The 25,845-nt window shown below is 67.6% G+C and carries 24 protein-coding genes; 15 read left to right on the top strand and 9 right to left on the bottom strand.

Going from position 1 to position 25,845, the window contains the following annotated elements; translation table 11 throughout:
* Nucleotides 1-60: 60 nt before the first annotated feature.
* The 3 genes from AC3FOF_RS15970 (at nucleotide 61) to AC3FOF_RS15980 (ending at nucleotide 3,191) form a co-directional block, all read left to right on the top strand.
* Nucleotides 61-1,212: a saccharopine dehydrogenase family protein gene (locus AC3FOF_RS15970; RefSeq protein ID WP_276263282.1), complete on the top strand. Its 1,152-nt coding sequence runs from the start codon at nucleotides 61-63 to the stop codon at nucleotides 1,210-1,212.
* Entirely contained in the window at nucleotides 1,209-2,729 is a 1,521-nt protein-coding gene (amaB, locus tag AC3FOF_RS15975; protein WP_488727095.1) for an L-piperidine-6-carboxylate dehydrogenase, read from the top strand. The genes AC3FOF_RS15970 and amaB overlap by 4 nt, the downstream gene beginning before the upstream one ends.
* A 246-nt stretch (nucleotides 2,730-2,975) precedes the next feature.
* Nucleotides 2,976-3,191 carry a hypothetical protein gene (locus AC3FOF_RS15980; protein ID WP_035813955.1) on the top strand — a complete coding sequence of 72 codons (216 nt, stop codon included), beginning with the start codon at nucleotides 2,976-2,978 and terminating at the stop codon, nucleotides 3,189-3,191.
* A 43-nt stretch (nucleotides 3,192-3,234) separates the two neighbouring features.
* Here AC3FOF_RS15980 and AC3FOF_RS15985 read toward each other — a convergent pair whose 3' ends face one another.
* From AC3FOF_RS15985 to hemA, 6 genes are all read right to left on the bottom strand, one after another.
* Nucleotides 3,235-3,834 (bottom strand): UbiX family flavin prenyltransferase, encoded by a 600-nt coding sequence (locus tag AC3FOF_RS15985; protein ID WP_017228549.1) that lies wholly within the window; start codon nucleotides 3,832-3,834, stop codon nucleotides 3,235-3,237.
* Between the two features lie 8 nt (nucleotides 3,835-3,842).
* A complete protein-coding gene (gene grxD / locus AC3FOF_RS15990; protein ID WP_488727096.1) occupies nucleotides 3,843-4,154 on the bottom strand; it encodes a Grx4 family monothiol glutaredoxin in 312 nt (103 codons plus the stop codon).
* 123 nt (nucleotides 4,155-4,277) lie between these two features.
* A complete protein-coding gene (gene prmC, locus AC3FOF_RS15995) occupies nucleotides 4,278-5,195 on the bottom strand; it encodes a peptide chain release factor N(5)-glutamine methyltransferase (protein WP_488727097.1) in 918 nt (305 codons plus the stop codon).
* Between the two features lie 175 nt (nucleotides 5,196-5,370).
* Entirely contained in the window at nucleotides 5,371-5,697 is a 327-nt protein-coding gene (locus tag AC3FOF_RS16000; protein WP_017228551.1) for a hypothetical protein, read from the bottom strand.
* Between the two features lie 225 nt (nucleotides 5,698-5,922).
* Nucleotides 5,923-7,005, bottom strand: a complete 1,083-nt coding sequence (gene prfA / locus AC3FOF_RS16005) for a peptide chain release factor 1 (protein ID WP_017228552.1) — start codon at nucleotides 7,003-7,005, stop codon at nucleotides 5,923-5,925.
* A 160-nt stretch (nucleotides 7,006-7,165) separates the two neighbouring features.
* Entirely contained in the window at nucleotides 7,166-8,470 is a 1,305-nt protein-coding gene (hemA, locus tag AC3FOF_RS16010) for a glutamyl-tRNA reductase (RefSeq protein ID WP_488727116.1), read from the bottom strand.
* Between the two features lie 257 nt (nucleotides 8,471-8,727).
* Here hemA and AC3FOF_RS16015 point away from each other — a divergent pair, with 257 nt between their 5' ends.
* Nucleotides 8,728-8,964 (top strand): hypothetical protein, encoded by a 237-nt coding sequence (locus tag AC3FOF_RS16015; protein ID WP_017228396.1) that lies wholly within the window; start codon nucleotides 8,728-8,730, stop codon nucleotides 8,962-8,964.
* 36 nt (nucleotides 8,965-9,000) lie between these two features.
* Here AC3FOF_RS16015 and AC3FOF_RS16020 read toward each other — a convergent pair whose 3' ends face one another.
* Nucleotides 9,001-9,765 carry a 5'-methylthioadenosine/adenosylhomocysteine nucleosidase gene (locus tag AC3FOF_RS16020; RefSeq protein ID WP_276265807.1) on the bottom strand — a complete coding sequence of 255 codons (765 nt, stop codon included), beginning with the start codon at nucleotides 9,763-9,765 and terminating at the stop codon, nucleotides 9,001-9,003.
* Nucleotides 9,766-9,955: 190 nt separating this feature from the next.
* Here AC3FOF_RS16020 and AC3FOF_RS16025 point away from each other — a divergent pair, with 190 nt between their 5' ends.
* The 6 genes from AC3FOF_RS16025 to AC3FOF_RS16050 all read left to right on the top strand — a co-directional run bounded on the left by AC3FOF_RS16025 (nucleotide 9,956) and on the right by AC3FOF_RS16050 (nucleotide 14,880).
* Nucleotides 9,956-11,011 (top strand): DUF2157 domain-containing protein, encoded by a 1,056-nt coding sequence (locus AC3FOF_RS16025; protein ID WP_488727098.1) that lies wholly within the window; start codon nucleotides 9,956-9,958, stop codon nucleotides 11,009-11,011.
* The gene (locus AC3FOF_RS16030; RefSeq protein ID WP_488727099.1) at nucleotides 11,008-12,132 is read left to right on the top strand and encodes a DUF4401 domain-containing protein; all 1,125 of its coding nucleotides are present in this window, start codon (nucleotides 11,008-11,010) and stop codon (nucleotides 12,130-12,132) included. The genes AC3FOF_RS16025 and AC3FOF_RS16030 overlap by 4 nt, the downstream gene beginning before the upstream one ends.
* Nucleotides 12,129-12,629 carry a GDYXXLXY domain-containing protein gene (locus tag AC3FOF_RS16035; RefSeq protein ID WP_488727100.1) on the top strand — a complete coding sequence of 167 codons (501 nt, stop codon included), beginning with the start codon at nucleotides 12,129-12,131 and terminating at the stop codon, nucleotides 12,627-12,629. Before AC3FOF_RS16030 ends, AC3FOF_RS16035 begins: the two co-directional genes overlap by 4 nt.
* 516 nt (nucleotides 12,630-13,145) lie before the next feature.
* A complete protein-coding gene (locus tag AC3FOF_RS16040; RefSeq protein WP_017231189.1) occupies nucleotides 13,146-13,829 on the top strand; it encodes a CsgG/HfaB family protein in 684 nt (227 codons plus the stop codon).
* Between the two features lie 26 nt (nucleotides 13,830-13,855).
* The gene (locus tag AC3FOF_RS16045; RefSeq protein WP_017231190.1) at nucleotides 13,856-14,227 is read left to right on the top strand and encodes a DUF4810 domain-containing protein; all 372 of its coding nucleotides are present in this window, start codon (nucleotides 13,856-13,858) and stop codon (nucleotides 14,225-14,227) included.
* Nucleotides 14,224-14,880, top strand: coding sequence for a DUF799 domain-containing protein (locus tag AC3FOF_RS16050; protein ID WP_017231191.1), 657 nt, complete (start codon nucleotides 14,224-14,226; stop codon nucleotides 14,878-14,880). Before AC3FOF_RS16045 ends, AC3FOF_RS16050 begins: the two co-directional genes overlap by 4 nt.
* Nucleotides 14,881-15,211: 331 nt before the next feature.
* Here the strand turns inward: AC3FOF_RS16050 and ychF are convergent, their stop codons facing one another.
* The gene (gene ychF, locus AC3FOF_RS16055) at nucleotides 15,212-16,303 is read right to left on the bottom strand and encodes a redox-regulated ATPase YchF (RefSeq protein ID WP_017224034.1); all 1,092 of its coding nucleotides are present in this window, start codon (nucleotides 16,301-16,303) and stop codon (nucleotides 15,212-15,214) included.
* 408 nt (nucleotides 16,304-16,711) lie between these two features.
* Here ychF and AC3FOF_RS16060 point away from each other — a divergent pair, with 408 nt between their 5' ends.
* From AC3FOF_RS16060 to AC3FOF_RS16080, 5 genes are all read left to right on the top strand, one after another.
* Nucleotides 16,712-17,968 (top strand): UbiH/UbiF family hydroxylase, encoded by a 1,257-nt coding sequence (locus tag AC3FOF_RS16060; protein ID WP_276263516.1) that lies wholly within the window; start codon nucleotides 16,712-16,714, stop codon nucleotides 17,966-17,968.
* Nucleotides 17,969-18,030: 62 nt separating this feature from the next.
* Nucleotides 18,031-18,780 carry a DsbC family protein gene (locus tag AC3FOF_RS16065; protein WP_017231300.1) on the top strand — a complete coding sequence of 250 codons (750 nt, stop codon included), beginning with the start codon at nucleotides 18,031-18,033 and terminating at the stop codon, nucleotides 18,778-18,780.
* Between the two features lie 95 nt (nucleotides 18,781-18,875).
* On the top strand, nucleotides 18,876-19,865 hold the full coding sequence (acuI, locus tag AC3FOF_RS16070) for an acrylyl-CoA reductase (NADPH) (protein ID WP_488727101.1): 990 nt from the start codon (nucleotides 18,876-18,878) through the stop codon (nucleotides 19,863-19,865).
* Nucleotides 19,866-19,911: 46 nt separating this feature from the next.
* Complete coding sequence (locus AC3FOF_RS16075; RefSeq protein ID WP_488727102.1) at nucleotides 19,912-21,717, top strand: M61 family metallopeptidase; 1,806 nt, start codon at nucleotides 19,912-19,914, stop codon at nucleotides 21,715-21,717.
* 34 nt (nucleotides 21,718-21,751) lie between these two features.
* Nucleotides 21,752-24,262 carry an FUSC family protein gene (locus tag AC3FOF_RS16080; protein ID WP_488727103.1) on the top strand — a complete coding sequence of 837 codons (2,511 nt, stop codon included), beginning with the start codon at nucleotides 21,752-21,754 and terminating at the stop codon, nucleotides 24,260-24,262.
* 177 nt (nucleotides 24,263-24,439) lie between these two features.
* On the opposite strand, the gene AC3FOF_RS16085 is transcribed toward AC3FOF_RS16080, so the two are convergent.
* Nucleotides 24,440-25,783 carry an ABC transporter ATP-binding protein gene (locus AC3FOF_RS16085; protein WP_017226312.1) on the bottom strand — a complete coding sequence of 448 codons (1,344 nt, stop codon included), beginning with the start codon at nucleotides 25,781-25,783 and terminating at the stop codon, nucleotides 24,440-24,442.
* Nucleotides 25,784-25,845 lie beyond the last annotated feature (62 nt).

Genomic DNA, 25,845 nt, shown 5'->3' on the forward strand with positions numbered 1-25,845 from the left:
ACCGAAGCCACCGCCCTTGCCGCCCTCGCCGACGCCCCGGGCACCGGCGCCTCGACCGGCATGCCCACGTCCGGCACCAGGCGGGCGCCGATGCGCGTGGTCGTGCTGGGCGCGGGCAAGATCGGCCGCACCATCGCTGTCATGCTGCATGACAGCGGCGATTACCATGTCACCCTGGTCGACCGCGAACCCACCCAGCTCGAAGGCCTGCCCGAAGGCGTCGCCGTACGCGTAGGCGACCCGGACGAGGCCCAGGACTGCGCCTGGCTGCTGGGTGGCGCCGACGCCGTGCTCAACGCGCTGCCGTTCCATGCCGCGGTCGGCGTGGCGACGGTCGCGGCCAGCCTTGGCGTGCATTACTTCGACCTGACCGAGGACGTTGCCGCCACCCATGCCATTCGCCGCCTAGCCGATGGCGCATCCTCGGTGCTGATGCCGCAGTGCGGGCTGGCCCCCGGCTTCATCGGCGTGGTCGGCAACGACCTGGCCCAGCGTTTCCTGCGTGGTGGCGGCGAACTGCTCGACCTGAAGATGCGGGTCGGCGCGCTGCCGCGCTACCCCAGCAACGCGCTCAAGTACAACCTGACCTGGAGCACGGAAGGGCTGATCAACGAATACTGCAATCCCTGCGAGGCCATCGTCGACGGGCGCCGCGTGGAAGTGCCCGCGCTGGAAGGGCTGGAGAGCTTCGCGCTGGACGGCATCGAGTACGAAGCCTTTAATACATCGGGCGGGCTCGGCACGCTGCCCGAGACACTGGCGGGCCGGGCGCGCGACGTGGATTACAAATCGATCCGTTATCCGGGGCACTGCGCGGTGATGAAGCTGTTGCTCAACGACCTGCGGCTGCGCGAGCGCCGCGACTGGATGCTGGAAATCTTCGAGAGCGCGATCCCTGCCACGCAGCAGGACGTGGTGATCGTGTTCGCCAACGCCACCGGCTATGCCGCCGGGAGCAAGGGCGGGCGCGGTCCGCTGACGCAGGCCTCGTTCTCGGTGCGTATCGGCGGCGCCGATACCGCTGCGGGCCACGTCAATGCGATCCAGCTCACTACGGCGGCAGGCATCTGCACCGCGCTGGACCTGGTCGCCAGCGGCAAGCTGCCGCAAGCCGGCTTCGTGCCGCAGGAGGCGATGCCGCTGGACGCTTTCCTGGCCAACCGTTTCGGCCGGCACTACACCCGTCATCCGCTTCAGGAGGCAACGGCATGAAAGCACAGGAATTCGCGGCCTGCTGGCAGGCCATCGGGCTGAAGACGCCCTGGCGCGACGGTGAAGGCCCTGCCGGCGCACTGCCGGTGCGCTCGCCCATCGACGGCGAGGTCTTCGGGCATCTGCCGGCCTGCAGCCTGGCCGATGCGGATGCGCGCATCGAACGCGCCCGCGTGGCGCAGGCCGGCTGGGCCCTGGTGCCGGCGCCGGTGCGCGGCGAGGTGGTGCGGCGTTTCGGCGAAGTGCTGCGCGAACACAAGAAGCATCTCGGCGAGCTGGTCTCGCTCGAATCCGGCAAGATCCTGCAGGAAGGGCTGGGCGAAGTGCAGGAGATGATCGACATCTGCGACTTCGCGGTCGGGCTGTCGCGCCAGTTGCACGGCCTGACCATTGCTTCGGAACGGCCGCAGCACGCCATGCGTGAAACCTGGCATCCCTATGGGCTGTGCGGCGTCATCTCCGCCTTCAATTTCCCGGTGGCGGTATGGGCGTGGAACGCGGCGCTGGCGCTGGTGTGCGGCAACGGGGTGATCTGGAAACCTTCGGAAAAAACGCCGCTGAGCGCGCTGGCCATGCAGAGCCTGCTCGACGGCGTGCTGGAGATCGCCGCGCCCCTGCATGGCGGCATCGCCACGGTGCTCCCGGGCGGGCAGGCGCTGGGCCGGCATCTGGTCGAGCACGCCGATGTGCGGCTGGTGAGCGCCACCGGCTCCACCCGCATGGGCCGGGAAGTCGGCATGGCCTGCGCCTCGCGCTTCAAGCGTGCCATCCTTGAGCTTGGCGGCAACAATGCCGCCATCATCGCGCCCTCGGCCGATCTCGAACTGGCGATCCGCGCGATGACCTTCTCCGCGGCCGGCACGGCGGGGCAGCGCTGCACCTCGCTGCGCCGCGCCTTCGTCCATGCCGATCTGCTGGAGACCGTGACGCAGCGCCTGATCCAGGTGTTCGGCAGCCTGCCGGTGGGCGATCCGCTTGCCGAAGGCACCCTGGTCGGTCCGCTGATCGATGGCGCCGCCGGCGCGGCCATGGCCGGTGCGCTGCTCCGGTGCCGCGAGCTCGGCAACACTGTGCATGGCGGCGAGCGCGTGCTGGCTGAGCATTTTCCCAACGCCGAATACGTGAGGCCGGCGCTGGTGCTGACCGATCGCCAGCACGAGACGATGCTGACGGAAACGTTCGCGCCGATCTTGTATGTGATGCCCTACACCACGCTGGAGGAAGCCATCGCATTGAACAACGCGGACGAGCACGGCTTGTCGTCCTGCATCTTTACCGAGTCGCTGCGGGAGGCGGAGCGCTTCATGTCCGCCGCCGGCAGCGATTGCGGGATCGCCAATGTGAATATCGGGACGAGCGGGGCGGAGATCGGCGGGGCGTTCGGCGGGGAGAAGGCTACCGGAGGGGGGCGTGAATCCGGCTCCGATGCCTGGAAGGGCTATATGAGGCGGGCTACCAATACGGTGAATTATGGGGATGTGTTGCCGTTGGCGCAGGGGGTCAGGTTTGAGGTTTGAGGTTTGGGCGTGAGGGGGCGTGAGTGGGCGTCTGTTGGGCGTTTGTGCTTCAACGTCAACTGCAGTTTCACCTCGCATACGGGGAGCCGTGTCGCCACGGCTCGCTTCGCCCCGCAATCCCAAGTCCCTTTACGTTCACCCAAACGTTGCGATTCGTAACAAGGGTTACAGCAGGTTGACCCTGTATTACCAACCCGCCCCGTATAACGTTCTTAAGGCAACAACCAAGCCGCAAGGACGATGACAATGAAAACACTGATGATTGGGCTGGTGGTCGCAGGCGCTGCGATGCTGGGCGGCTGCGCGGTCTATCCGGCTTATCCTGCGTACGGTGGCGATGTGGGCGTGGCGGTGGCGCCCGCGCCGGTCTATGCTCCGCCGGTGGTGGTGGCCCCTGGCTTCTACGGCGGCTACTATGGCTATCACGGCTACGGCGGTCGCCGCTACCGTTATTGGCGTTGATGTGGGCTGACGGCGACGGAGCCCGCGCGAGGCGCGTGCCGTTTCAGGCCTGGCCGTTGAGGCCGCCCCAGCTCGGCGCCAGGGTCTGCGGCACGTCGATCAGGTCGAGCACGCGGCCGACGGTGTGGTCGACCAGTTCCGCCAGGGTCTGCGGTTTCTGGTAGAAGCCGGGCACCGGGGGAAAGATGATGCCGCCCATCTCGGTGACGGCGGTCATATTGCGCAGGTGGGCGAGATTCAGCGGTGTTTCGCGCACCATCAGCACCAGCTTGCGGCGCTCCTTGAGCGTGACGTCGGCGGCGCGGGTGATGAGGTTGTCGGACAGGCCGTGCGCGACGGCCGCCAGCGTGCGCATCGAGCAGGGCGCCACTACCATCGCGTGGGCGCCGAAGGAGCCGCTGGCAATGGTGGCGCCGATATCCCGCACGTTGTGCACCACGTCGGCGAACGCTTCCACCTCGGCCTTGCCGAGGTCGAGTTCGTGCTGCAGGTTCATCACGCCCGCGGGCGAGATCAGCAGGTGCGTCTCCACGCCAGGCGCGGCGCGCAGCACCTGCATCAGCCGGACGCCGTAGACCGCGCCGGTGGCGCCCGTGATGGCGACGATCAGGCGCCGCGGCTGGCTGCCGCCGGTCGCGGTCATGCCAGCGCTCAGGCCTTGAGCAGCGATTGCAGTTCGCCGTTCTGGTACATCTCCATCATGATGTCCGAGCCGCCGATGAACTCGCCGTTCACGTAGAGCTGGGGAATGGTCGGCCAGCTGGCGTATTCCTTGATGCCCTGGCGGATGCCTTCATCCTCGAGCACGTTGACCGTGGTCGGTGCGTCGACGCCGCAGGCCTTCAGGATCTGGATGGCGCGGCCGGAGAAGCCGCACATCGGGAACTGGGCGGTGCCCTTCATGAACAGGACCACCGGGCTGCCCTTGACGATCTGGTCGATCTTTTGCTGCACGTCACTCATGATGTCTCTTTTCGGTTGAAGCGCGATGCCGGCTCGGGCCGGTCGCCACTATCGGGAAATCGGAGGGCGCGCGGACGGCGCGCACCGTTGAATCATTGATTTTACCGGAATCGGCCGCTTGCTTCAGGCGCCCGCCAGGGGTGCGGGCCGCAGCCGGGCGCCGGTGCAGCGCTCGTGGCCGGCAAGGTCCCGCGCGGTGAAGATATCGGCCATGCCGGCTGCCGCCAGCAGGTCGCGCGCTGCCTGGCCCTGGTCGTAGCCGTGCTCCATCAGCAGCCAGCCGCCGGCGCGCAGGTGCGCGGCCGCCCCGGCCACGATGGCGGCCAGGTCCGACAGGCCGTCGCCATGATCGGTCAGGGCATCGATCGGTTCGAAGCGCAGGTCGCCCTGGACCAGGTGCGGGTCCCCGGCGGCGATATAGGGCGGATTGCTGACAATCAGGTCGAAACGCTGCCCGGCGGGCAAGCCGGCATACCAGTCGGAAGCGAGAAAGCGCACATTGCCGGCGTCCAGCGCCTGGGCGTTGTCTTGCGCCACCCGCAGCGCGCCGGGGGAGATATCGGTGGCCCAGACCTCGGCGTCGGGCCGCTCGCAAGCCAGGGTGACGGCCAGCGCGCCTGAGCCGGTGCCCATATCCAGTACCACGGGGGTGGCCAGCGGCGCCAGCAGCCTGAGCGCGGCTTCCACCGCGATCTCCGTGTCAGGACGCGGAATCAGCACGTCGGGCGTGACGCGAAAGGCGCGTCCGAAGAATTCGCGTTCGCCCAGCAGGTAAGCCACCGGTTCGCCGGCCAGGCGGCGCCCCAGCAGTGCCGCAAAGCGGTCGCGCTGGGCGGGCGCCAGCATGTCGCCGTCGCGCGTGATCAACTGCGTGCGGGTCAGTCCGGTGACGTGGCTGAGCAGCAGGCGCGCTTCCAGCGCCGGCAATCCTGCCGCGATGGCCAGCGCCTGCGCTGCATGCACGGAAATCGTTTCAGGCAGGTCAGCCGGCGCGGAACTGCCGATGGCTGCGGGGGAGGCGGCGTGCGTGGTGCTGGACATGGGCGGGGGAGCGGGGCGAAGCGCCTGGCGATGGCGCAAAACCATGAATCGAAAAAGGAAAACCCCGCCGGGACGTATCCTGGCGGGGTTTGCAGTGTAACGCGGCAGCCAGCGGGGCGGGGAGGTCCGGGCCGCGATCGCCGCAGGCCGGCCTGTTGCCGCCCGGCAGCCTTGATTACTTGTTGACTGCGTCCTTGGCCTTGTCGGCGCCGGCGTTGACCGCGTCCTTCGCGGCTTCCTTGGCCTTGGCCATGGCGTTGCCGGCGTCTGCCTTGGCCTGGTCGGCTGCGGCGGAGACATCGGAAGCGGCGCTGGCGGCGGCAGCCTTGGCTGCGTCAGCGGCGTTGCCGGCTGCGGATGCGGCATCGCTGGCGGCGGCCTTCGCGGATTCGGCGGCGTTCTGCATGGCGCTTTCGGCGCTCGGCGTGGCAGGCGCTTCTTCCTTCTTGCTGCAGGCAGCCAGGGCGGCGGTGATCATCAACAGCGCGAGCAATTTCTTCATGATTTCGTCCTTTTGTCCGTTTCGAGTGTCGACACGCCGACCTCTGGGATGGAGGCTCAGTCGAAAACGATTATAGACAGCGAAGAATGGCACGCCAGTGCTGTTGCAAGCATTTACAACAGATACAAAGGTTTTCGTTCAGAAATCCGGATTTATGCAGCACAACCCGGATCATTGCCTTAATGCGGGTTGTCTCGTCGCAATATCGTGGTAATAGCGCGACGATTAATGGTCTTCGCCAAGCGCCGCCAACTGGTCGGCCTGGTGCTCCGCGGCCAGTGCGGACAACAGTTCATCGAGGTCGCCGTCCATGATCATGTCGATCTTGTAGAGCGTCAGGTTGATGCGGTGATCGGTCACCCGGCCCTGCGGGAAATTGTAGGTGCGGATACGGTCGCTTCTGTCCCCGGAGCCGATCAGGTTGCGCCGCGTGCTGGCTTCCTTCGCCTGGGCAGCGCGCAATTGCTGGTCCATCAGCCGGGCGGCCAGCACTTTCATGGCCTTGTCCTTGTTGCGGTGCTGGCTGCGGTCGTCCTGGCATTCCACCACGATGCCGGTGGGCAGGTGGGTGAGGCGCACCGCCGAATCGGTCTTGTTGACGTGCTGGCCGCCCGCGCCCGAGGCGCGGAAGGTATCGACGCGCAAGTCGGCGGGATTGATCTCGATCTCGGCCACTTCGTCCGCCTCGGGCATCACTGCCACCGTGCAGGCCGAGGTGTGGATACGTCCCTGCGCCTCGGTGGCCGGCACGCGCTGCACGCGATGGCCGCCCGATTCGAACTTCAGCCTGGAAAACACCGCATCGCCGGCGATGCGGATAATCACTTCCTTGTAGCCGCCCAGGTCCGAGGGCGACTCGCTCATCAGTTCCACCTGCCAGCGCTGGCGTTCGGCGTAGCGCGTGTACATGCGCAGCAGGTTGGCCGCGAACAGCGCGCTTTCCTCGCCGCCGGCGCCGGCCCGGATTTCCAGCAGCAGGTTGCGGTCGTCGTTGGGGTCCTTGGGCAGCAGCAGCTTCTGCAGGCTGCTCGCCAGTGTGTCCAGCCGCTCGCGGGCCGCGGTGATCTCGTCGGCGGCGAATTCCTTCATCTCGGGGTCGTCCAGCAGCGCTTGGGCGGTGCCCAGGTCTTCCTGGGCCTGGCGGTACTGCGCATATTGCTCGGCCACCGGCGACAGTTCGGCGTGCTCGCGGGTGAGCTTGCGGTACTGGTCCATCTTGGCGGTGGCGTCTTCGCGTGCGAGCAGGGCGTTGACTTCGTCGAGTCGCTCGGCCAGTTGGTCGAGCTTGGATAGCATGCTGGCTTTCATGGAATTCCGGGCAGGGGCGCGATAAGACGGGTGGATGGGCGGGTGGATGCGGCGTGTTGCGGGCTGGGGCTGCGTGCAGGGCGGCGGCACAATGGCCTGCGCGCCGGGCGCGACGCGAGGTTGGCCGGGCGCAGGACGCGCGCGGCCGGGGCGAGCGCGGCTAGCGCTCGGAGTGGCTGCTGTGGCGGAACAGGCCCGGCACCAGGCGCAGCAGGGTTTCGCGGTCGTCGCCCTGGGTGTGGTTCAGCGCGTGGGTGGGGCCGTGCAGGAATTTGCGGGTGAGCGCGCCGGACAGCGCTTCGAGCACGGCCTCGGGATCGTCGCCGCGCGCCAGCATGCGGCGCGCGCGCTCCAGTTCGGCCTGGCGCATGGCCTCGCCCTGCGCCTGCAGGTCGCGGATGACCGGCACCACGCTGCGGGTTTCGAGCCAGTGCATGAAATTCTGCACGCGGCTCTCGATGATGGCCTCCGCCTGGGCCACGGCGGCCTGGCGCATGGCATTGCCCTCGCGCACGATGGCGCCGAGGTCGTCCACGGTGTACAGGAAGACGTCGTCCAGGCGCGCGACTTCGGGCTCCACGTCGCGCGGCACGGCCAGGTCCACCATCATGATGGGGCGGTGGCGGCGCAGCTTGACCGCGCGTTCCACCGCGCCCAGGCCGATGATGGGCAGGGAACTGGCGGTGCAGGACACCACGATATCGAATTCATGCAGGCGCGCGCCCAGGTCCGACAGGCGGATCGCCTCGGTGGTCAGGCCCTGGCCGGCAAGCGCCTCGGCGAGCTTTTCGCCGCGCTCGACGGTACGGTTGGCCACCACCATCTGGCGCGGCGTTTGCGCCGCGAAGTGGGTGGCGCACAGCTCGATCATCTCGCCCGCGCCGATGAACAGCACGCGCTGGGTCGAGACGCTTTCGAAAATGCGCTGGGCCAGGCGCACCGCGGCGGCGGCCATCGACACCGAATGCGCGCCGATCTCGGTCTGGCCGCGGACTTCCTTGGCCACCGCGAACGTGCGCTGGAACAGCTGGTTCAGGTAGGTGCCGAGCGCGCCGGCTTCCCCGGCGGTACGCACCGCATCCTTCAACTGGCCCAGGATCTGGGTTTCGCCCAGCACCATCGAATCCAGCCCGCTGGCCACGCGGAAGGCATGGCGCACGGCCTCGGATTGCGGCAGCGAGTAAAGATGGGGCGCGAGTTCGCCGGCCGGCACGTTATGGTGCTGCGCCAGCCAGCGCAGCGTATGCTCGAAGCCTTCCGAGCCCGACACCAGCACATCGGTGGCGCAGTAGATCTCGGTGCGGTTGCACGTGGAGAGGATGGCGGCTTCGGTTCCCGACTTGCCCGCCAGGTGGGTGCGCAAGGCGCCCAGCGCCGGTTTGATCTGCTCAAGCGGAAACGCCACTCGCTCGCGCAGCGAGACGGGCGCCGTGGTGTGATTGATACCGATCGCGAGCAGTTGCATGGTGGGGAACATGTCTCTTGGGCCGGAGCTCCGTGCCGTGGCGACGAACGCCGCAGCGCGGGCATGTGATGCCAATCCGGACGCGGATTCGCGCACGGATTCCGGCGCAAAGCGCCGCCGAACCGGGCTACATTATAGCGCCAGGTGCGAACCTTGCGCCCTAGCCAGATGGCTGTGGCTGGGTTTGCCGTATCGTTACGGCCACGGGCGGCTTGTGGCCGCGCGGATCGGATGACCCGGAAGCTAGGAGAAAAGTGATGTTGGATACGCTGGTAGTGGGGGCGCTGGCCGGGCTGGCGGCGCGGTCGCTGCACCCCGCAGGCAGGATCAGCCTGCTGGCGGCGGTGGTGTTTGGGGTGCTGGGCGCGCTTGCCGCTTTTTATGGCGGGCGCGGTGTTCACCTGTTCGTGGATGGGCAGATGATGGGGTGGGGGGCTGCGATTCTGGGGGCGGGGGTGATGGTCGGGGTCTGGGGGGTGGTCAGGGGGCGGTGACTTCCCCCCTATTACGCCTCCAGATACGCCTGCAGATTATCTCGTCTCCAGAAACCGCTTCAATACCCCGCTCGAATAATGACTGGCAACCTCGGTCAGGAACGCAGCAAAATCCACGTGCGCGGTATCGTCGGCCCGATCCGATAACGTCCGCATCACCGCGTATTTCACGCCATATTCATGGCAGACCTGTCCCACCGCGGCCCCCTCCATTTCCACCGCCAGCACGCCGGGGAGGCGTTCGCGCAATTCGGCCGCGGCGGCGGGCGAGCCGATGAACTGGTCGCCGCTGGCGATCATGCCCACGTGCAGCGCCGGCGCGCCGACGCCGAAGCGGGCCAGCACATCGGCCGGTACCGAGGCCGGCAGGTCTTCGCGCAGATAGCCGGACACGGCTTCGCGCAGCGCGGTGGTCAGGGCGGGGTCGGTGGGGAATTCCGCGCGGTCCAGCAGCGGGACTTCATGCCGCCCGAAGAACGGGCGCGCGTCCAGGTCGTGTTGCAGTGTGCGGTCGGCTACCACCACGTCGCCCACCCGCGTATCGGCGCCGATGCCGCCGGCCAGGCCGGTGAAGACGATCTCGTCCACGCCGAACTCGCGGATCAGCGTCACCGTGGTGGCCGCGGCGGCCACCTTGCCCATGCGCGCCAGCACCAGCACGCAGCGCTGGCCGTACAGGTGGCCGACGTGATAGTCGCGCATGCCGATGCGCTGCACCGTGGCGCGCGCGTCGTCGTGGCGCATGGCGGCCACCAGGCCGTCGACTTCATCGTGAATGGCAGCAAGGATACCTAGGGTCATGGCAGGCGGGCCGGGCGCGGCCGGATTGGAAAAACGCACAGCATACCGGGCCGGGCCACGGCGGCAAAGCGGCGGCGGGCGCGGATGCCGCGCCTTGCCGCCAGCGTCGCGCCAAGCTGCGCAGGGCGCGCGCCTTTGCTACAGTGCACTGGCGTATCCATCACATGGGGCTTTCATGCAGCCATCCTCAATGCAAAGCTTTCAAGCCCGGCGAGCCGTGCGCCAGGCACTGGCCGACTGGCGCGAGCAGGGCCTGCTCGGCGCCGACGGCGTGGCCACGGCCTGGCCGCCGACCGAGCCCGATGCGGGCGGCTGGCGAACCTGGCTCGACCGCGCCTTGCTGGCGCTGGGCGCGGCGCTGCTGTGTGCCGGCGTGATCGTGTTCTTCGCCTTCAACTGGCAGGATCTGCACAAGTTCGCCAAGTTCGGTCTGCTCGCCGGCGCTTTGAGCTTGCTGGCCGCGTTCGCCCTGCTGCGCCCGCCCGCCGACATGGCGGGCCGCGCCGCGCTGTGCGGCGCCCAGGTGGTGGCCGGCGTATTGCTGGCGGTGATCGGGCAGGTCTACCAGAGCGGCGCCGACGCCTGGCAACTGTTCGCCTTGTGGGCCTTGCTCGCGGTGCCATGGGCGCTGGCGGCGCGCGCGGCGCCGCACTGGTGGCTGGTGATCGTGCTGGCCAATGTGGCATTGCTGCGGTATCTCAGCGTCCGGCTCGGGGTGGGCGGCATGTTCGACCTGCTGTTCAGGTCCGATAGCGAGCGCGCGACCACCTTGCTGCTGCTGGGCGCCGCCCTGCTGCAACTGGCATGCTGGTTCGCGCTGTGCGCCCTGGCCCCGGTCTTCGGCTTTCGCGGGCTGGCCGGCGCGCGCATCCTTGCCGCGCTGGCGTGCGGGTATGCCGGCTGGCTGGGCCTTGGCAGCATCCTGCACAATCGCTTCGACCCCGCCATGTTCGGCATCGCCTTGCTGGCGCTGGGGGGCCTGCTTGCCTGGTTCCGCCTGCGCGCCTTCGACGTGGTTGCGCTCAGCCTGGCCAGCTTTTCCGGCATCGTGGTGCTGGTCACCGCGGTGGCGCGGCTGCTGCTGGATGTCAACCGGGCGGGCTTCGGCGCCTTCCTGCTTTTGGGGCTGCTGACCATCGGCCTGTCCGCCACGGCGGCGACGTGGCTGCTGCGCGCCTACCGGCAGCACGGTCCGGCCGACGCGGGTGGCACGCCGGATGGCGCAAGCAAGGGGGAGCCGGCATGAACAGCGATCGTCTCGCGGTACAGGCGCTGTGGCAGGAACTCGCCGCGCGCGGGCTGGTGCAGGGGCAGCCCGCGCCAGCGCAAGCCCGCACACCATGGGCGGTACGCTTGCTGATGGGGCTGGCGGGCTGGCTTGGCGCCGTGTTCTTTCTCGTCTTCCTGCTCGGCTCGGTATTTGTTGCCGCGCGCGATAACGGCGCGGCGATCGCGTTCTGCGGCGCCGCGATGATCGCGCTGGCGGCGGTACTGTACCGGCGGCGCGCAGGCGGTACGGCGCTCGAGCAATTCGCGCTGGCCATCAGCCTGAGCGGCCAGGGCCTGCTGGTGTACGGTGCCGGAGCAATCTACGACGGCAGCCGCCTGCTCGAATCCGCGGCCTTCTGGGGCTCGCTGGCGCTGCTGCAGGCGGTGCTATACGCGCTGGTGCCCAACCGGCTGCATCGCTTCCTGGCGGCGCTGGGCGTATGGACCGGCGTGGCGCTCGCGCTGCACCTGGCCATGATGCCGGGCCTGCACCATGCCTGGCAATCGTTGAGCTTTGCGCTGGGCTGGCTGGCGCCGCTCGCCCTGACGCTGCTGACCGGCTTCGTGCTCGCGGAAGCGCGGCTTTGCGCGGCGGGTCTCTACGGCTGGATCGAACCCGCGGCGGATGCCACGCTGCTGTTCGCGCTTGGCGCTGCCGTGTTCGTCACCGGGATCGGCCAACCCTACGCACTGCTGTTCGACGCCGACACCGGACGCCACACCGGCGCCTACTGGGTAGCCGGCGCACTGTGCGGCGCGGTGCTCGCCGCCTTCGTGCTTGCCGAGTCGGGCCGCCTGCGGCTACGCCCGGCAGTGCGCCTGGCCGCGCTAGTCGGCGCCATCCTGTTCAGCGCGCTGCTGGCCGGCGCGCCGGCGGTGGTCGCCGCCGCGCTGGCGCTGGGGCTGGCCTTGCGGCGCGGCTCATTGCCCTGGCTGGGGCTGGCCATTGCCGCGCTCGGCGGCGGCTTCATCTGGTACTACAGTGCGCTGCACTGGACGCTGCTGATCAAGTCCGCCACGCTGGCGGGCGCCGGCCTGGCGGTACTGGTATTGCGCATGGGACTGACGCGCCGCGACGGCGCAGGGAGGCAGGCATGAAACGCTGGATATGGCTGGCTTGGGTGCTCACGCTGGGGCTGGCCGCGGTTGCCGTCGGCAGCAAGGAGCGGTTGCTGGCGCATGGTGACACGGTGTATCTGCGGCTCGCGCCGGTCGATCCGCGCTCGCTGATGCAAGGCGACTACATGGCGCTCAACTTTGCGATCGCCGACGCCATTCGCTCGGCGCGCCAGCAGCAGGACATGGCGCCGGCGCGGGAACAAGTCGCGGTGATCCGCCGCGACGCGCGGGGCGAAGCGACGCTGGTGCGCTTGCATGCCGGTGAACCGCTGGTGCCCGGCGAGCAGTTGCTGCGCTTCCAGACCGTGCCGTCGCGCTGGGGCGGCGTGCAGGTCCAGGTATCGACGGATGCGTATTTTTTCCAGGAAGGGCAGGGCGAACGGTTCGAGAAAGCGCGCTATGGCGAGTTTCGGGTGAACGCGGACGGGCAGGCGCTGCTGGTGGGGTTGCGGGGGGAGGATTTGAAGGCGTTGTGAGCGGGGAGGGTGGTTGGCCGGCGGACCGCACATGGTATGTGAACTCCTGTTTCGGCCGGTGTCGCGTCCGCGATTGCGAGGCTATGCTTTGGCCGTCGCTGCAATCGAGCAGAGGACCGGAAGACCGCTTCGCTGACGGCGCCGCAAGCCCTTGCCTCGATCCCGGCTGTCCAGCGGACTCACGCTCGATCCTTGGGCGAGGGCAGGCAACACCGTCGAAGCCTTCCCTGAAGATTAATCTTTATAGTCGATCCACATTTGTTTAATTCGAATGACATTTGTTTGATTTATCTTCCTATTTTTCCGGTAATCTCCCCAGCGCGGCCATATAGAGCCGCAGAAGGCGGCCCGGTTCGGTACTCCGCCATAACGCACGCCAGTGTTGTCCACCCAACCACGGAAGGGTATGGCTTGTTAACCAGGCAGTCGTTATCCATTCGGCATTGCGCATTGCGCTGCCGCTCGGTGGCGGCGCAATTTCTTCGCTTCATGCCGGAATAATCAGGAGAAGTCTTAATGAAAAAAACAACTGCAATCCCTCTGCTCGGCGCAACGGTGTTGCTTGCCTCCCTGCTTGGCGGGTGCGCCACGGAAACCTCGACCGCCCTGCCGGTGCAGAAGGTGGAGAGCGCCAGCCGCCCCTACGCCGGCGTGCGGACCCCGATCGCCGTTGGCAAGTTCGATAACCGCTCGAGCTATATGCGAGGCGTGTTTTCCGACGGCGTCGACCGGCTGGGCGGCCAGGCCAAGACCATCCTGATCACGCATCTGCAGCAAACCAACCGCTTCAATGTGCTGGATCGCGACAATATGGAAGAGATCAAGCGCGAGGCGGCGATCAAGAGCCAGGCGCAGCGGCTGAAGGGCGCTGATTATGTGGTCACCGGCGACGTGACCGAGTTCGGGCGCAAGGAGACCGGCGACAAGCAGCTGTTCGGCATTCTGGGCCGTGGCAAATCGCAGGTGGCTTACGCCAAGGTTGCCTTGAACGTGGTCAATATCGCGACGTCGGAAGTCGTCTTCTCCGCCCAGGGCGCGGGCGAGTACGCACTGTCGAGCCGCGAGGTCATCGGCTTCGGCGGAACCTCCAGCTACGACTCGACGCTTAACGGCAAGGTGCTGGATCTGGCGATGCGCGAGGCGGTCACGAATCTGGTCACCGGCATCGAAAGCGGTGCCTGGAAGCCGGGCAATCCCTGAGCATTGACGACCGACCAGGAAAAGAGATGAACAAGATATTTCGGCCATGGCGCCCGCTGGCGCCGGTCTTGATGGGAAGCGTCTTGCTGGCAGGGTGCGCGGCGCCCAAGAGCCTGTATCAATGGGAGAGCTACCAGCCCCAGGTCTACGAGTATTTCAAGGGGGAATCGAAGCAGGCGCAGGTCGAGGCGCTCGAGCGCGATCTGCAGAAGATCACCGCGGCGGGCAGCAAGGCGCCACCGGGCTACCACGCGCACCTGGGCCTGTTGTATGCCGATATTGGCAAGGACGACCAGATGGTCCAGCAATTCCAGACGGAGAAGACCCTGTTTCCGGAGTCGGCGACTTATGTCGATTTCCTGTTGAAGAACGTCAAGCGGGGTGGGGATAAGAAATGAAGCCACTGTTCAAACGCATACTCGCCATCTCGGCGGTGGCCTTGCTGGCGGCCGGGTGCGCCGCGCCCAAGCAGGTCGACTATGCCGCCTTCAAGCAGAGCCGCCCCCGTTCGATCGTGGTCCTGCCGCCGCTGAACGAGTCGCCCGACGTGCAGGCGACGTACAGTATGCTGTCGCAGGTCACCTATCCGCTCGCCGAAGCCGGCTACTACGTGCTGCCGGTGGCGCTGGTGGATGAGACCTTCAAGCAGAACGGCCTGACCACCGCGGGCGATATCCACGGCGTCGCGCCGGCAAAGCTGAAGGACATCTTCGGGGCGGATGCGGCGCTGTACGTCACCGTGACGAAATACGGCACCACCTATATGGTGCTCAGCAGCGCCACCGTGGTGACCGCAAGCGCGAAGCTGGTCGACCTGAAGACCGGCGAGACGCTGTGGAGCGGCTCCGCCTCGGCCTCCAACGACGAAGGCGGCAACAGTGGCGGCGGGCTGGTCGGCATGCTGGTTACCGCGGCGATCAAGCAGGTGGTCAACAGCGTCACGGAAGCGGGTCATACCGTGGCCGGCGTGACCAGCCAGCGGTTGCTGTCGGCTGGGCGCCCGGGCAGCATCCTGTATGGGCCGCGCAATCCGAAGTACGGTACGGATTGAGGTCGGCAAGGGCGCGGCGTCGTGCCGCCCCCTGTCATGCCGTGCGAGCCCGGCGCGTGCGGTGCCGGCAAGAGACGGCGCCGCGCTTCGACGGGCAGGCGGCGCGGTCACTGCCGCTCGATCCTGCCGAGCATCAGCGCGCCCCCCATGTAGCCGCCGACGCTCAAAACACCAAAGCGTGGACGATCCAACGTTCCGGTCAGCAATGGTATCGGCAGCGCACGAATATGACGCCCGCCGGCGCCGCGGATAAAAATAAAAAACCCCGCAGGCACAAGGCCTTACGGGGTCTTTGTTGTCCGCCAATGTTGGCTGGCGGCCGGTATCTGGCTTAGACGTTGAACAAGAAATTCATCACATCCCCATCCTTCACCACATACTCCTTCCCTTCCGCCCGCATCTTGCCGGCTTCCTTGGCGCCTTGCTCGCCCTTGTAGGCGATGAAGTCCTCATAGGCGATGGTCTGGGCGCGGATGAAGCCGCGTTCGAAGTCGGTGTGGATCACGCCGGCGGCCTGCGGGGCGGTGTCGCCCACGTGGATGGTCCAGGCGCGCACTTCCTTCACGCCAGCGGTGAAATAGGTCTGCAGGCCCAGCAGGGTGAAGCCGGCGCGGATCACGCGGTCCAGGCCGGGTTCTTCCATGCCGAGGTCGGCCAGGAACTCGGCCTTGTCCGCCTCGTCGAGGTCGGCGATCTCGGCTTCGATGGCGGCGCAGACCGCCACCACCGGCGACTTGGTCTTGGCGGCGTGGGCGCGCACGGCGTCCAGGTGCGGGTTGTTCTCGAAGCCGTCTTCGCGCACGTTGGCGACGTACATGGTGGGCTTGGCGGTGATCAGGCACAGCGGCTTGATGGCTGTCCATTCTTCGTCGGACAGGTCGAGCGTGCGCACGGCCCTGGCTTCGTTGAGCACGGCCTGGGCCTTTTCCAGCACGGCCACCAGGCGCAGTGCTTCCTTGTCGCCGGCGCGGGCGGGCTTGATGTAGCGGGCGTGCGCCTTTTCCACCGTGGCGAGGTCGGCCAGCGCGAGTTCGGTGTTGATCACCTCGATGTCCGACAGCGGGTCGACCTTGCCGGCCACGTGGATCACGTTCTCATCCTCGAAGCAGCGCACCACGTGGGTGATGGCGTCGGTTTCGCGGATATTGGCCAGGAACTGGTTGCCCAGGCCTTCACCCTTGGAGGCGCCCGCCACCAGGCCGGCGATGTCGACGAATTCGACCACGGCCGGCAGGACGCGCTCGGGTTTGACGACCTCTGCCAGCTTGGCAAGCCTCGTATCCGGCACTTCCACTACGCCCACATTGGGCTCGATGGTGCAGAACGGGTAGTTCTCGGCGGCGATGCCGGCCTTGGTCAGGGCGTTGAACAGCGTGGACTTGCCGACGTTGGGCAGGCCGACGATGCCGCATTTGAGGCTCATGGTAAACCTTATAAATCAATGGGTTGCTGTTCGTCCCGGGTTGTCCTGGGTGCATCCGGCCCGTGGCAAGGGCGGCTTGGCGACGTCTCAGGGGGAACACCGGGCACGAGGCAAAACCAGCAAAACGGGGCGACGCTTCACCGGTTTTGTACTGGATTTGCCATCAGAAAAACGGCTATTGTAACCTTCCCTGGCACCGCGCTGGACCGCTACGGGGCGAGTCCGGGGGACCCATTCTTGCGGGATGGGTGTTTGGTACAGGCCCAGGCGCGGCCTGGTTTGCTCGTTGCAACCGGGCATGTGACCCAAGGCCGTCCCACAAGGGCTGGGCGTTGTGCGCCAGTGTTGCAGGCGCGAACGTGCGAGAGCGAGCCGAAGCCGTCACGGCAGGGTGGCTATAATCCACGCATGACTCGTCCATCTCCCTCCCGTTTCCAGGTTGCCGTGGTCGGCGGCGGCATCGTCGGCAAGGCTTGTGCGTTGCTGCTGGCCCAGCAGGGCATGCAGGTGGCGCTGATCGCGCCGCGCCCGCCGGCCGCCGCGCCGGAAGCGGACCAGTGGGACAGCCGCATCTACGCTTTCTCCGCCAGTTCGCAGGCCCTGCTCGAGCGGTTGAGGGTGTGGGAGGCGCTGAATCCCGCGCGGGTGCAGCCGGTCTGCGACATGCGCGTGTTCGGCGATGCGAGCGCGGCCCGGGCCGATGTCACGGCCGCCGGCGACCTGCATTTCTCCGCCTATGCCGCCACGGTGCCCCAGCTGGCCTGGATCATCGAGTCGGGCCATGTCGAGCGCACGCTCGATACGGCCTTGCGCTTCCAGCACCAGGTGCACTGGCATGACGACACCGCCGCGGCCTTCCTGCGCGACCATGACGGCGCCACGCTGACCCTGGCCGGCGGCGACAAGGTGCGCGCGGCCTGCGTGGTGGGCGCGGACGGCGCGCGCTCCTGGCTGCGCGATCAATGCCATATTCCGGTTTCCAAGCGCCGCTATCGCCAGCTTGGCGTGGTGGCCAATTTCGAGTGCGAGCTGCCGCACCAGGATACGGCCTGGCAGTGGTTCCTGGGCGTGCCGCCCAAGCTGATGGCCGACGAGGAACCCGCCAACGGCGAGATCCTTGCCATCCTGCCCTTGCCCGGGCGCCGCGTCTCCATGGTCTGGTCGGCCGATGAAGGCCACGCCAGCGAGTTGCTGGCGCTGTCGCCGGAGGCGCTGGCCGCCACCGTGATGCAGGCCGCCAGCGGCGCGGTGGGCCGCCAGTTCGGCGCGCTGCGCTGCATTACGCCGGCGCAGGGCTTCCCGCTGGTGCTGCAGCGCGCCGAGCAGTTCGTGCAGCCGCACGTGGTGCTGGTGGGCGATGCCGCCCATGTGGTGCACCCGCTGGCGGGGCAGGGGATGAACCTGGGTTTGCGCGATGTCGCGGAACTTGGCCGCGTGATGGCCGCCAAAGAGTCTTTCCGCGGCGAAGGCGAACTGCGCCTGCTGCGCCGCTACGAGCGGGCGCGCGCCACCGACCTGCTCTCCCTGACTGCCGCCACCGATGGCCTGCACCGGCTGTTCTCCCTGCCCGGCGGCGTTGCGCGCACGGTGCGCAATACCGGCATGCGGGTGGTGGGCGGACAGTCGCTGCTTAAACGTTTTCTAATCGGTCGCGCGCTGGGCTGAGCCCCGGGCACGCTATTTTGCGCTCCCTGCGCGCCCCGAACCATCGATTCACTGGAGTCATCATGTTGCAATTCCTGCGCCGCCGTCCCGCCCTTTCCGTCACCATTGCCGGTGGCCTTGCGGCAGCCGGCTTCGCGCTGCACGCCATGGCCGCGGGCGAGCCCGGCGTCGACCGCATCAAGGAATCGATGCAGAAAATGCTGGGCGGACGCGCCGAAGTGAAGAGCGTGGCCAAGACCCCGGTGCCCGGCCTGTTCGAGGTGAACATCGGCGGCCAGGTGGTCTATACGGATGCCAGCGGCCGCTACATCATCAACGGCGAGATGGTCGACACCAAGACCGGCACCAACCTGACCGAGGAGCGGCTGGCCAGCATCAACCGCATCAAGTGGACGGACCTGCCGCTGGCGCGCGCCATCAAATGGACCAAGGGCGACGGCAGCCGCCAGGTGGCGGTGTTCTCCGACCCGAATTGCGGTTACTGCAAGCGCATCGAGCAGACTTTCCAGCAGATGGACAACATCACGGTCTATACCTTCCTGTATCCGGTGCTGTCGCCGGATTCCGAGGTGAAGGCCAAGCAGGTCTGGTGCGCCGCCGACCGCACCAAGGCCTGGCGCGACTGGATGGTCAACAAGGTGGCGCTGACCGGCAACGGCAGCTGCAAGACCCCCGTGGATGAGAACCTGGCGCTCGGCCAGAGCCTCAATGTCACCGGCACGCCGGCCGTGTTCTTCATGGACGGCACCCGCATTCCCGGCGCCGCCGACGCCGCCACGCTCGAGCGCAAGCTCGCCAGCCTCAAGAAGTAAGCACACAGCGCCGGCGGCCTTCCCGGCACTGCCGTGCCGGGAAGGCCGGTCGTCTTTGCGCAAAGACCAGAATCCGGAAACCGGAAGGAGACACCATGACGTTCCAGGCCCTGCTATTGACCCAGGCCGATGGCGCCACCCAGGCCGCCGTGACCGCGCTCGACGAATCCAACCTGCCTGCCGAGGGCGATGTGCTGGTGGCGGTCGACTACTCCACCATCAACTTCAAGGACGGGCTGGCCATCACCGGCCGCTCGCCGGTGGTGCGCAAGTGGCCGATGGTGGCCGGCATCGACGGGGCCGGCACCGTGCTGGAATCCACCCATCCGCGCTGGAAGGCCGGCGACAAGGTGGTGCTCAACGGCTACGGCGTGGGCGAGACGCACTGGGGCTGCCTGGCGCAGCGCGCCCGCCTCAAGGGCGACTGGCTGGTGGCGTTGCCGGATGCCTTCACCACGCAACAGGCCATGGCCATCGGCACCGCCGGCTATACCGCCATGCTGTCGGTGCTGGCGCTGGAGCGCGCGGGCGTCAGGCCGGGCGACGGCGAGGTGCTGGTGACCGGCGCCTCGGGCGGCGTGGGCTCGGTTGCCATCGCGGTGCTGGGCAAGCTCGGTTATCGCGTGGTGGCTTCCACGGGCAAGACCAGCGAGGCGGATTTCCTCAAGGCGCTGGGTGCGGCCGAGGTGATCGACCGCGGGCCCCTGAGCGCCCCCGGCAAACCGATGCAAAAAGAACGCTGGGCCGCGGTGGTGGATTCGGTGGGTTCCCACACGCTGGTCAATGCCTGCGCGCAGGTGCGCTACGGCGGCGCGGTGACGGCCTGCGGGCTGGCGCAGGGCCTGGACTTCCCGGCCTCGGTAGCGCCCTTCATCCTGCGCGGCATCACGCTCTACGGCATCGACAGCGTGATGGCGCCGATGGTGCGGCGCGAAGAGGCCTGGCAACGGCTGGCGCAGGATCTGGAGCCGCAGCGCCTGCGCGCCATCACCCGCGAGATCGGCCTGTCCGAGGCGATCGAGGCCGGGCGCAGGATCGTCGACGGCGGCATGCGCGGCCGCGTGGTGGTGAACGTCAACGCCTGAGCGGGCGCGGGGGGCGGGGCGCAGGCATGGCGCTACAATCACGCTCATGAAGCCGATCCAATACGCCATCGCCCCGCTTCAACCGGAAGCGCACCTGTTTGCCGTCACCGTCACGGTCGACGTCCCCAATCCCGCCGGCCAGCAGTTCTACCTGCCGGCGTGGATTCCAGGCAGCTACATGATCCGCGAGTTCGCCCGCAATATCGTGCGCATCCGCGCGGATGCCGGGGGCAGGCCGGTGGCGCTCACCAAGCTCGACAAGCAGAGCTGGCAGGCGGCGCCGGTGGACGGTCCGCTCACGCTCAGCTACGAGGTCTATGCCTGGGACCTGTCGGTGCGTGCCGCGCATCTTGACGCCACGCACGGCTTCTTCAACGGCAGCTCGGTCTTCCTGTGCGCCGAAGGGCGGGAAGACCATCCCTGCACGGTGGATATCCATGCGCCTTTGGGCGAAGCCTACGCTGGCTGGCGCGTTGCCACTGCCATGCGCGAGGCCCCGGGGCGGGGCGGCGCAAAGCGCTACGGCTTCGGCCGCTACCAGGTGGCCGATTACGACGAACTGGTCGACCATCCCGTCGAGATGGGCAACTTCACCCTGGGCAGCTTCCGCGCCTGCGGCGCCCAGCACGACGTGGTGTTCACCGGCCGCGTGCCGCAGCTCGACCTGGACCGCGTGTGCCGGGACCTGAAGCAGATCTGCGAGGCGCAGATCCGGCTGTTCGAGCCGGGGACGGAGAAGGCGCCGTTCCTCGACAGCAACCGCCGCTACGTGTTCATGACCATGGTCACGACCGACGGCTACGGCGGCCTGGAGCACCGCGCCAGCACCGCGCTGATGTGCGCGCGCGCCGACCTGCCGGCACGCGGCAAGGCGGAGGCCAGCGAGGGCTACCGCACCTTTCTCGGCCTGTGCAGCCACGAATATTTCCATACCTGGAACGTCAAGCGCATCAAGCCCGCGGCTTTCGTGCCGTACCGGCTGCGCGAGGAAACCCACACGCCGCTGCTGTGGCTGTTCGAAGGCTTCACCAGCTACTACGACGACCTGATGCTGGTGCGCAGCGGCACCATCACGGAGAAGCAGTACGTGGAGTTGCTGGCCAAGACCTGGAACGGCGTGCTGCGCGGCAACGGCCGCACCAAGCAGAGCGTGGCGGAGAGCTCCTTCGATGCCTGGACCAAGTACTACCGCCAGGACGAGAACGCGCCCAACGCCGTCGTCAGCTACTACACCAAGGGTTCGCTGGTGGCGCTGGTGCTGGATCTCACCATCCGCGCCCGGACCCGCAACCGCCGCTCGCTCGACGACATCATGCGCGCGCTGTGGCAGCGCTACGGCAGCGGCTTCTACGCGCCGGGCGCCGAGCAGCGCGGCGTGACCGAGGCCGGGCTGTACGCCCTGTTCGATGAAGTGAGCGGCCTGCGCCTGGGCGCGCTGCTGCGCTCGCTGACCGAAGGCACCGGCGAGTTGCAACTGGCGGCGCTCCTCAAGCCCTTCGGCGTCAAGGCGGTGCCCACCAAGCCGGAGCGCAGCGCCGCGCTCGGCATCAAGACCAAGAATGAAGACGGCTGGGTGCGCGTGACCCAGGTGCTCGACGGCGGCGCCGCGCAGGCGGCGGGCCTCTCGGCAGGCGATCTGCTGGCCGCGGTGGACAGCCTGCGCGTGGTGCCCGGCCAGCTCGACAAGCTGCTGGCGCGCTACCGCGCCGGCGACAGCGCCGAGTGCCACGTGTTCCGCCGGGATGAGCTGCATGTGCTGCCGCTGACCTTCGCGCGCGAGCCGGCCGTGCAATACACCGTGACGGCCGAAGGCGGCCGGCAAGCGATGCGGGCGCGCTGGCTGGGCCAGTAAGCCCGCGCCCCCAGCAAGGACGCAACGACGCCACATGCAATACGCGCACGACGCACGCACCTTCGTTTATTCGCACTACGTCTATCGCGGACTGCGCTCCGCGACCGGGGTGATCGGCGCCACGCTGATCGCCCTGCAGTTCGCCGACCTGCCCACCGCCATGGTGGTGTCGATGGGCGCGCTGTGCACCAGCCTGATGGACCTGCCCAATCCGTTGAACCACAAGTTCAACGAGATGATGGCCAGCGTGCTGTTGTGCAGCGCGGTGACCTTGCTGGTGGCCATGGCCACGCCCTTTCCGCGCGTGATGCCATTCGTGCTGGTGCTGGTGACCTTCATGGCCGGCATGATGACGGCGTACGGCAACAAGACCTTGCCCCTGCAGTTCTCCGCCTTGTTCGTGATGACGCTGACCATCAACGAGGATTTCGTGGTGCGCCGCGCCATCGAGCATGCCTTGTTGTTCACCGTGGGCGCGGTGGCCTACATGGCCTACGCGATGGCGGTGAGCTGGGCGACGCAGCGGCGCACCAAGCAGCAGGTGCTGGCCGAGTCCTTGTACGAGATGGCGAGCTACCTGGAAATCAAGGCCGGCTTCTACGACGCCGGCAACGACTACGAGGCGCTGTTCAACCAGCTGGTGCGCCAGCAGATCGTGGTGGCCGAGCGCCAGCAGGCCGCGCGGGACCTGGTGCTGCGCGGCAACCGCACGACGCACGACGGGCTGCTGGTGCAGGTCCACATGCGCATGCTGGACCTGTACGAGTACATCCTGTCCACCAACACCGATTACCCGCTGCTGCGGCAGACCTTCGGCAGCACGCCGGTGCTCGACCACCTGCGCCGGCTGGTGCAATTGATGTGCAAGGACGTCGAGGCGATCGCCTTCGACATCACGCGGGGCCGGCCTTCCTACGCCGAGGTGGATTACCGGCAGGTACTGCGCGCGGTCGAGCAGGAGATTGCGCAGCTGCGCTATCACCACATCAACCCGGCGGCGATGACGGCGCTGGCGGAAACGCTCGACATGATCAAGGGCGCCATCGCGCTGGTCGAGCAGCTGCACGAGGCTTCGCGCACGCCCGTCGAGCCCAGCAAGGTCCTGCCCGGGCCGGACATGACGCCGTTCCTGACGCGCCAGCGCTACGAGCTGAAGGTGCTGCGCGACAACCTGAACTGGAAGTCGCCGGCCTTCCGCTTCGCGCTGCGCATCACCATGGCGGTGGGAGCGGGGTTGTGGATTGCCGACCACCTGCCTTATGTCTCGCACAGCTACTGGATCCTGCTGACCATCATCGTCATCCTGAAACCCAATTTCAGCATGACCAAGCAGCGCTACAACGACCGCCTGATCGGTACGCTGATCGGCTGCGCGATCTCGGTGGCGGTGCTCAAGGTGGTGCACCAGCCGCTGATCCTGCTGGGCGTGCTGTTCCTTGCGCTGGTGGCGAGCACGGCGTTTTCCACCATCAAGTACCGCTATACCGCCGTGGCCGCCTGCGTGCAGGTGCTGATCCAGATCAACCTGCTGATGCCGGGCAGTTCCACGGTGGCGGGCGAGCGGCTGATCGATACGGTGATCGGCGGGCTGATCGCGTCGGTGTTCAGCTTCGTGCTGCCGAGCTGGGAGTACCGCGCGCTGCCCGCGCTGGTGGACAACGTGCTGCAGGCCAACCGCCGCTATATCGCCGCCACGCGCGACCTGCTGCTGCGCGTGGCCAAGGACGACTTTGCCTACCGGGTGCAGCGCAAGCAGTTCATGGACAGCCTGTCCGCGCTGATCGGGTCGTTCCAGCGCATGCTCGACGAGCCCAAGAGCCGGCATCGCGCGGTGGACAACCTGAACCGCTTCATCGTGCAGAACTACCTGGTGGCGGCACACGTGGCCGCGGCGCGCATCCAGGTGCGCGAGCACTATGGCGAGCTCGACCTGCCGGCTGCCGAAGCCGCGATCCGGCAGGCCACCGATGCCGCCACGCACAGCCTGCAACTGGCCAGCCAGCGGCTGGCCGACGACGATCGGGCGGGCGGGCGCGGTGCGGGATTCATCCGTGCGGCGAAGGAGCCGGCGAAGGCGGCCGAGGGGCAACAGCCGCCGGACCGCTCAAAAACGGTCGGGAACACGCAGAGCCCGGGTGCGATGCTGGCCGGTGCCGCCGCTACGGTCATGGCGGCCGATATCGCCGGCAGCGGCGCTGCTGTCGCTGCCGGCGTCATGCCGGGCAACGATGTCGCGAATGCCGTCAAGGCCGCCGCCGCCGAGAATGCCGCCAACGCGGCGGCCGCAGCCGACGAGGCCAGCGAGCGCCGTGCCCGCCTGGCCGATTCCGCCGATCGCCGCCGCGCCGATGTGCTGGTGCAGGCCGCGGCGTCGGGCGAACTGGCCCGCGCTGCCAGCGAGGCCGGCGCCACCGCCAGTTCCGCCAGCTCGACCGGGCGCACCGCCAATGCCATCCTGGAGCGCCGCCTGCGCGCGCTGCGCGAGGACGCCGCCAAGATCGCGCTGCGTACCGGCGCGATCGGCCGCGCGATGCGCCAGCGCTAATGTCCTGACCTGAGTCTGAAACCCGTTGAAGAAACAGGTCTGTCGGGAAGGCGTGGGAGCCTGGGGGCGAAGCGCAGCAAGGCTGAAGCCTTGCGAGCATTGGTGACGACGGGGCGCGCGTCCCGTCGACGGACTGATTCGACGAATCTGTGAATCAGGACACTGGGCCAGGCGCCGTCAGGCCGATGCGTCGGTGTGGGCTGGCTGCTCTTCCTTGGGCAGCGTCAGCATGCCGCTGTTGTAGCTGTATTCGTAGACCTCGCCGTAGCGGCCCCATTCGATGCCGACGGTCAGCACGCGCTGCGCCTCGTCCGGCTTGAGGAAGGCCTCCAGTTCGCGCAGCACGTGTTCTTCCTTGATTTCGCCATCCTCGGCCTGTTCGAGTTCGTGGCGGACATGCGCGGCCAGCGCCACGTGCTGCAGCAACTGCTTGCCGAACAGCACCTTGCGCTCGGGCGGCTCGGTCTCGTAGTAGGCACGGCCAAGGGCGGTGGCGCTGATGTCGCCGCGCTCGATGGTGGCCAGCTGCAGCAGGTGCAGCGCCTCGCAGGCGGGCAGCAGCTCATCGTCGGTCAGGCTGGCTTCCTCGGCCAGGTGGGGCAGGTCGGCGCGGCCGAAGAAGGGCGCTTCGCAGAGCAGGTCGAGAATGGCCTCCATCTGGCTGATGTCCGCGTCCGGCAGGCGGTAGCCGATGTCCTGGGCGGCCGCCAGCGCGGGCACGCGCGGCCCGAGCGCCGCCGGCGAGGTCATCAGCGTATAGACCTCGTCGATCAGCGCGCGCACCTGCGACGAATCGCGGTTGCGCGGGCGCGGGAAGGGGATGTTCACCTCGGCGCGGATGCGGCCCGGATCGCTCGACAGGATGACGATGCGGTCCGCCATCATCACCGCCTCCTCGATATTGTGCGAGACGATCAGGATGCACTTGATATTGGTGCGGCCGTTCTCCCACAGGTCGAGCATTTCGTCGCGCAGGGTTTCGCCGGTCAGCACGTCGAGGGCGGAGAAGGCTTCGTCCATCAGCAGCAGGTCGGGCTCGGTCACCATGGCGCGGGCAATACCCACGCGCTGGCGCATGCCGCCGGAGAGCTCGCGCGGCAGCGCGCTGTTGAAGCCCGACAGGCCGATCATGTCGATCGCAGCCTCGGCCCGGCGCGCGCGTTCTTCCTTTTGCACGCCCTGTGCTTCCAGCCCCAGTTCCACGTTTTGCTGTACGGTCAGCCAGGGAAACAGCGCGAACGACTGGAACACCATGGCGATGCCCTCGGCGGTCCCGCGCAGCGGATGGCCGCGGAAGCGCACTTCGCCGCGGTCGGTGCCGACCAGGCCGGCCATGATGCGCAGCAGGGTGGACTTGCCCGAGCCGGACTTGCCCAGCATGGCGACGATCTCGCCGCGCTTGAGTGTCAGGTCCACGCCTTCCAGCACGGCGCGGTCGGTGTGGTCGGCGGTGCGGAAGATCTTTGAGACGCCGCGCAGTTCGATGACTGCCGGGGTTGCGTCTGCGGTGCTGCTTGCCATATTCGGATTCCGTTCGGGATGCAAAGGCGCGACGGCCATCGCGCAATAGCTAATCTAGTCGC

This window comes from Cupriavidus sp. 96C5-1 (genome assembly GCF_057798855.1).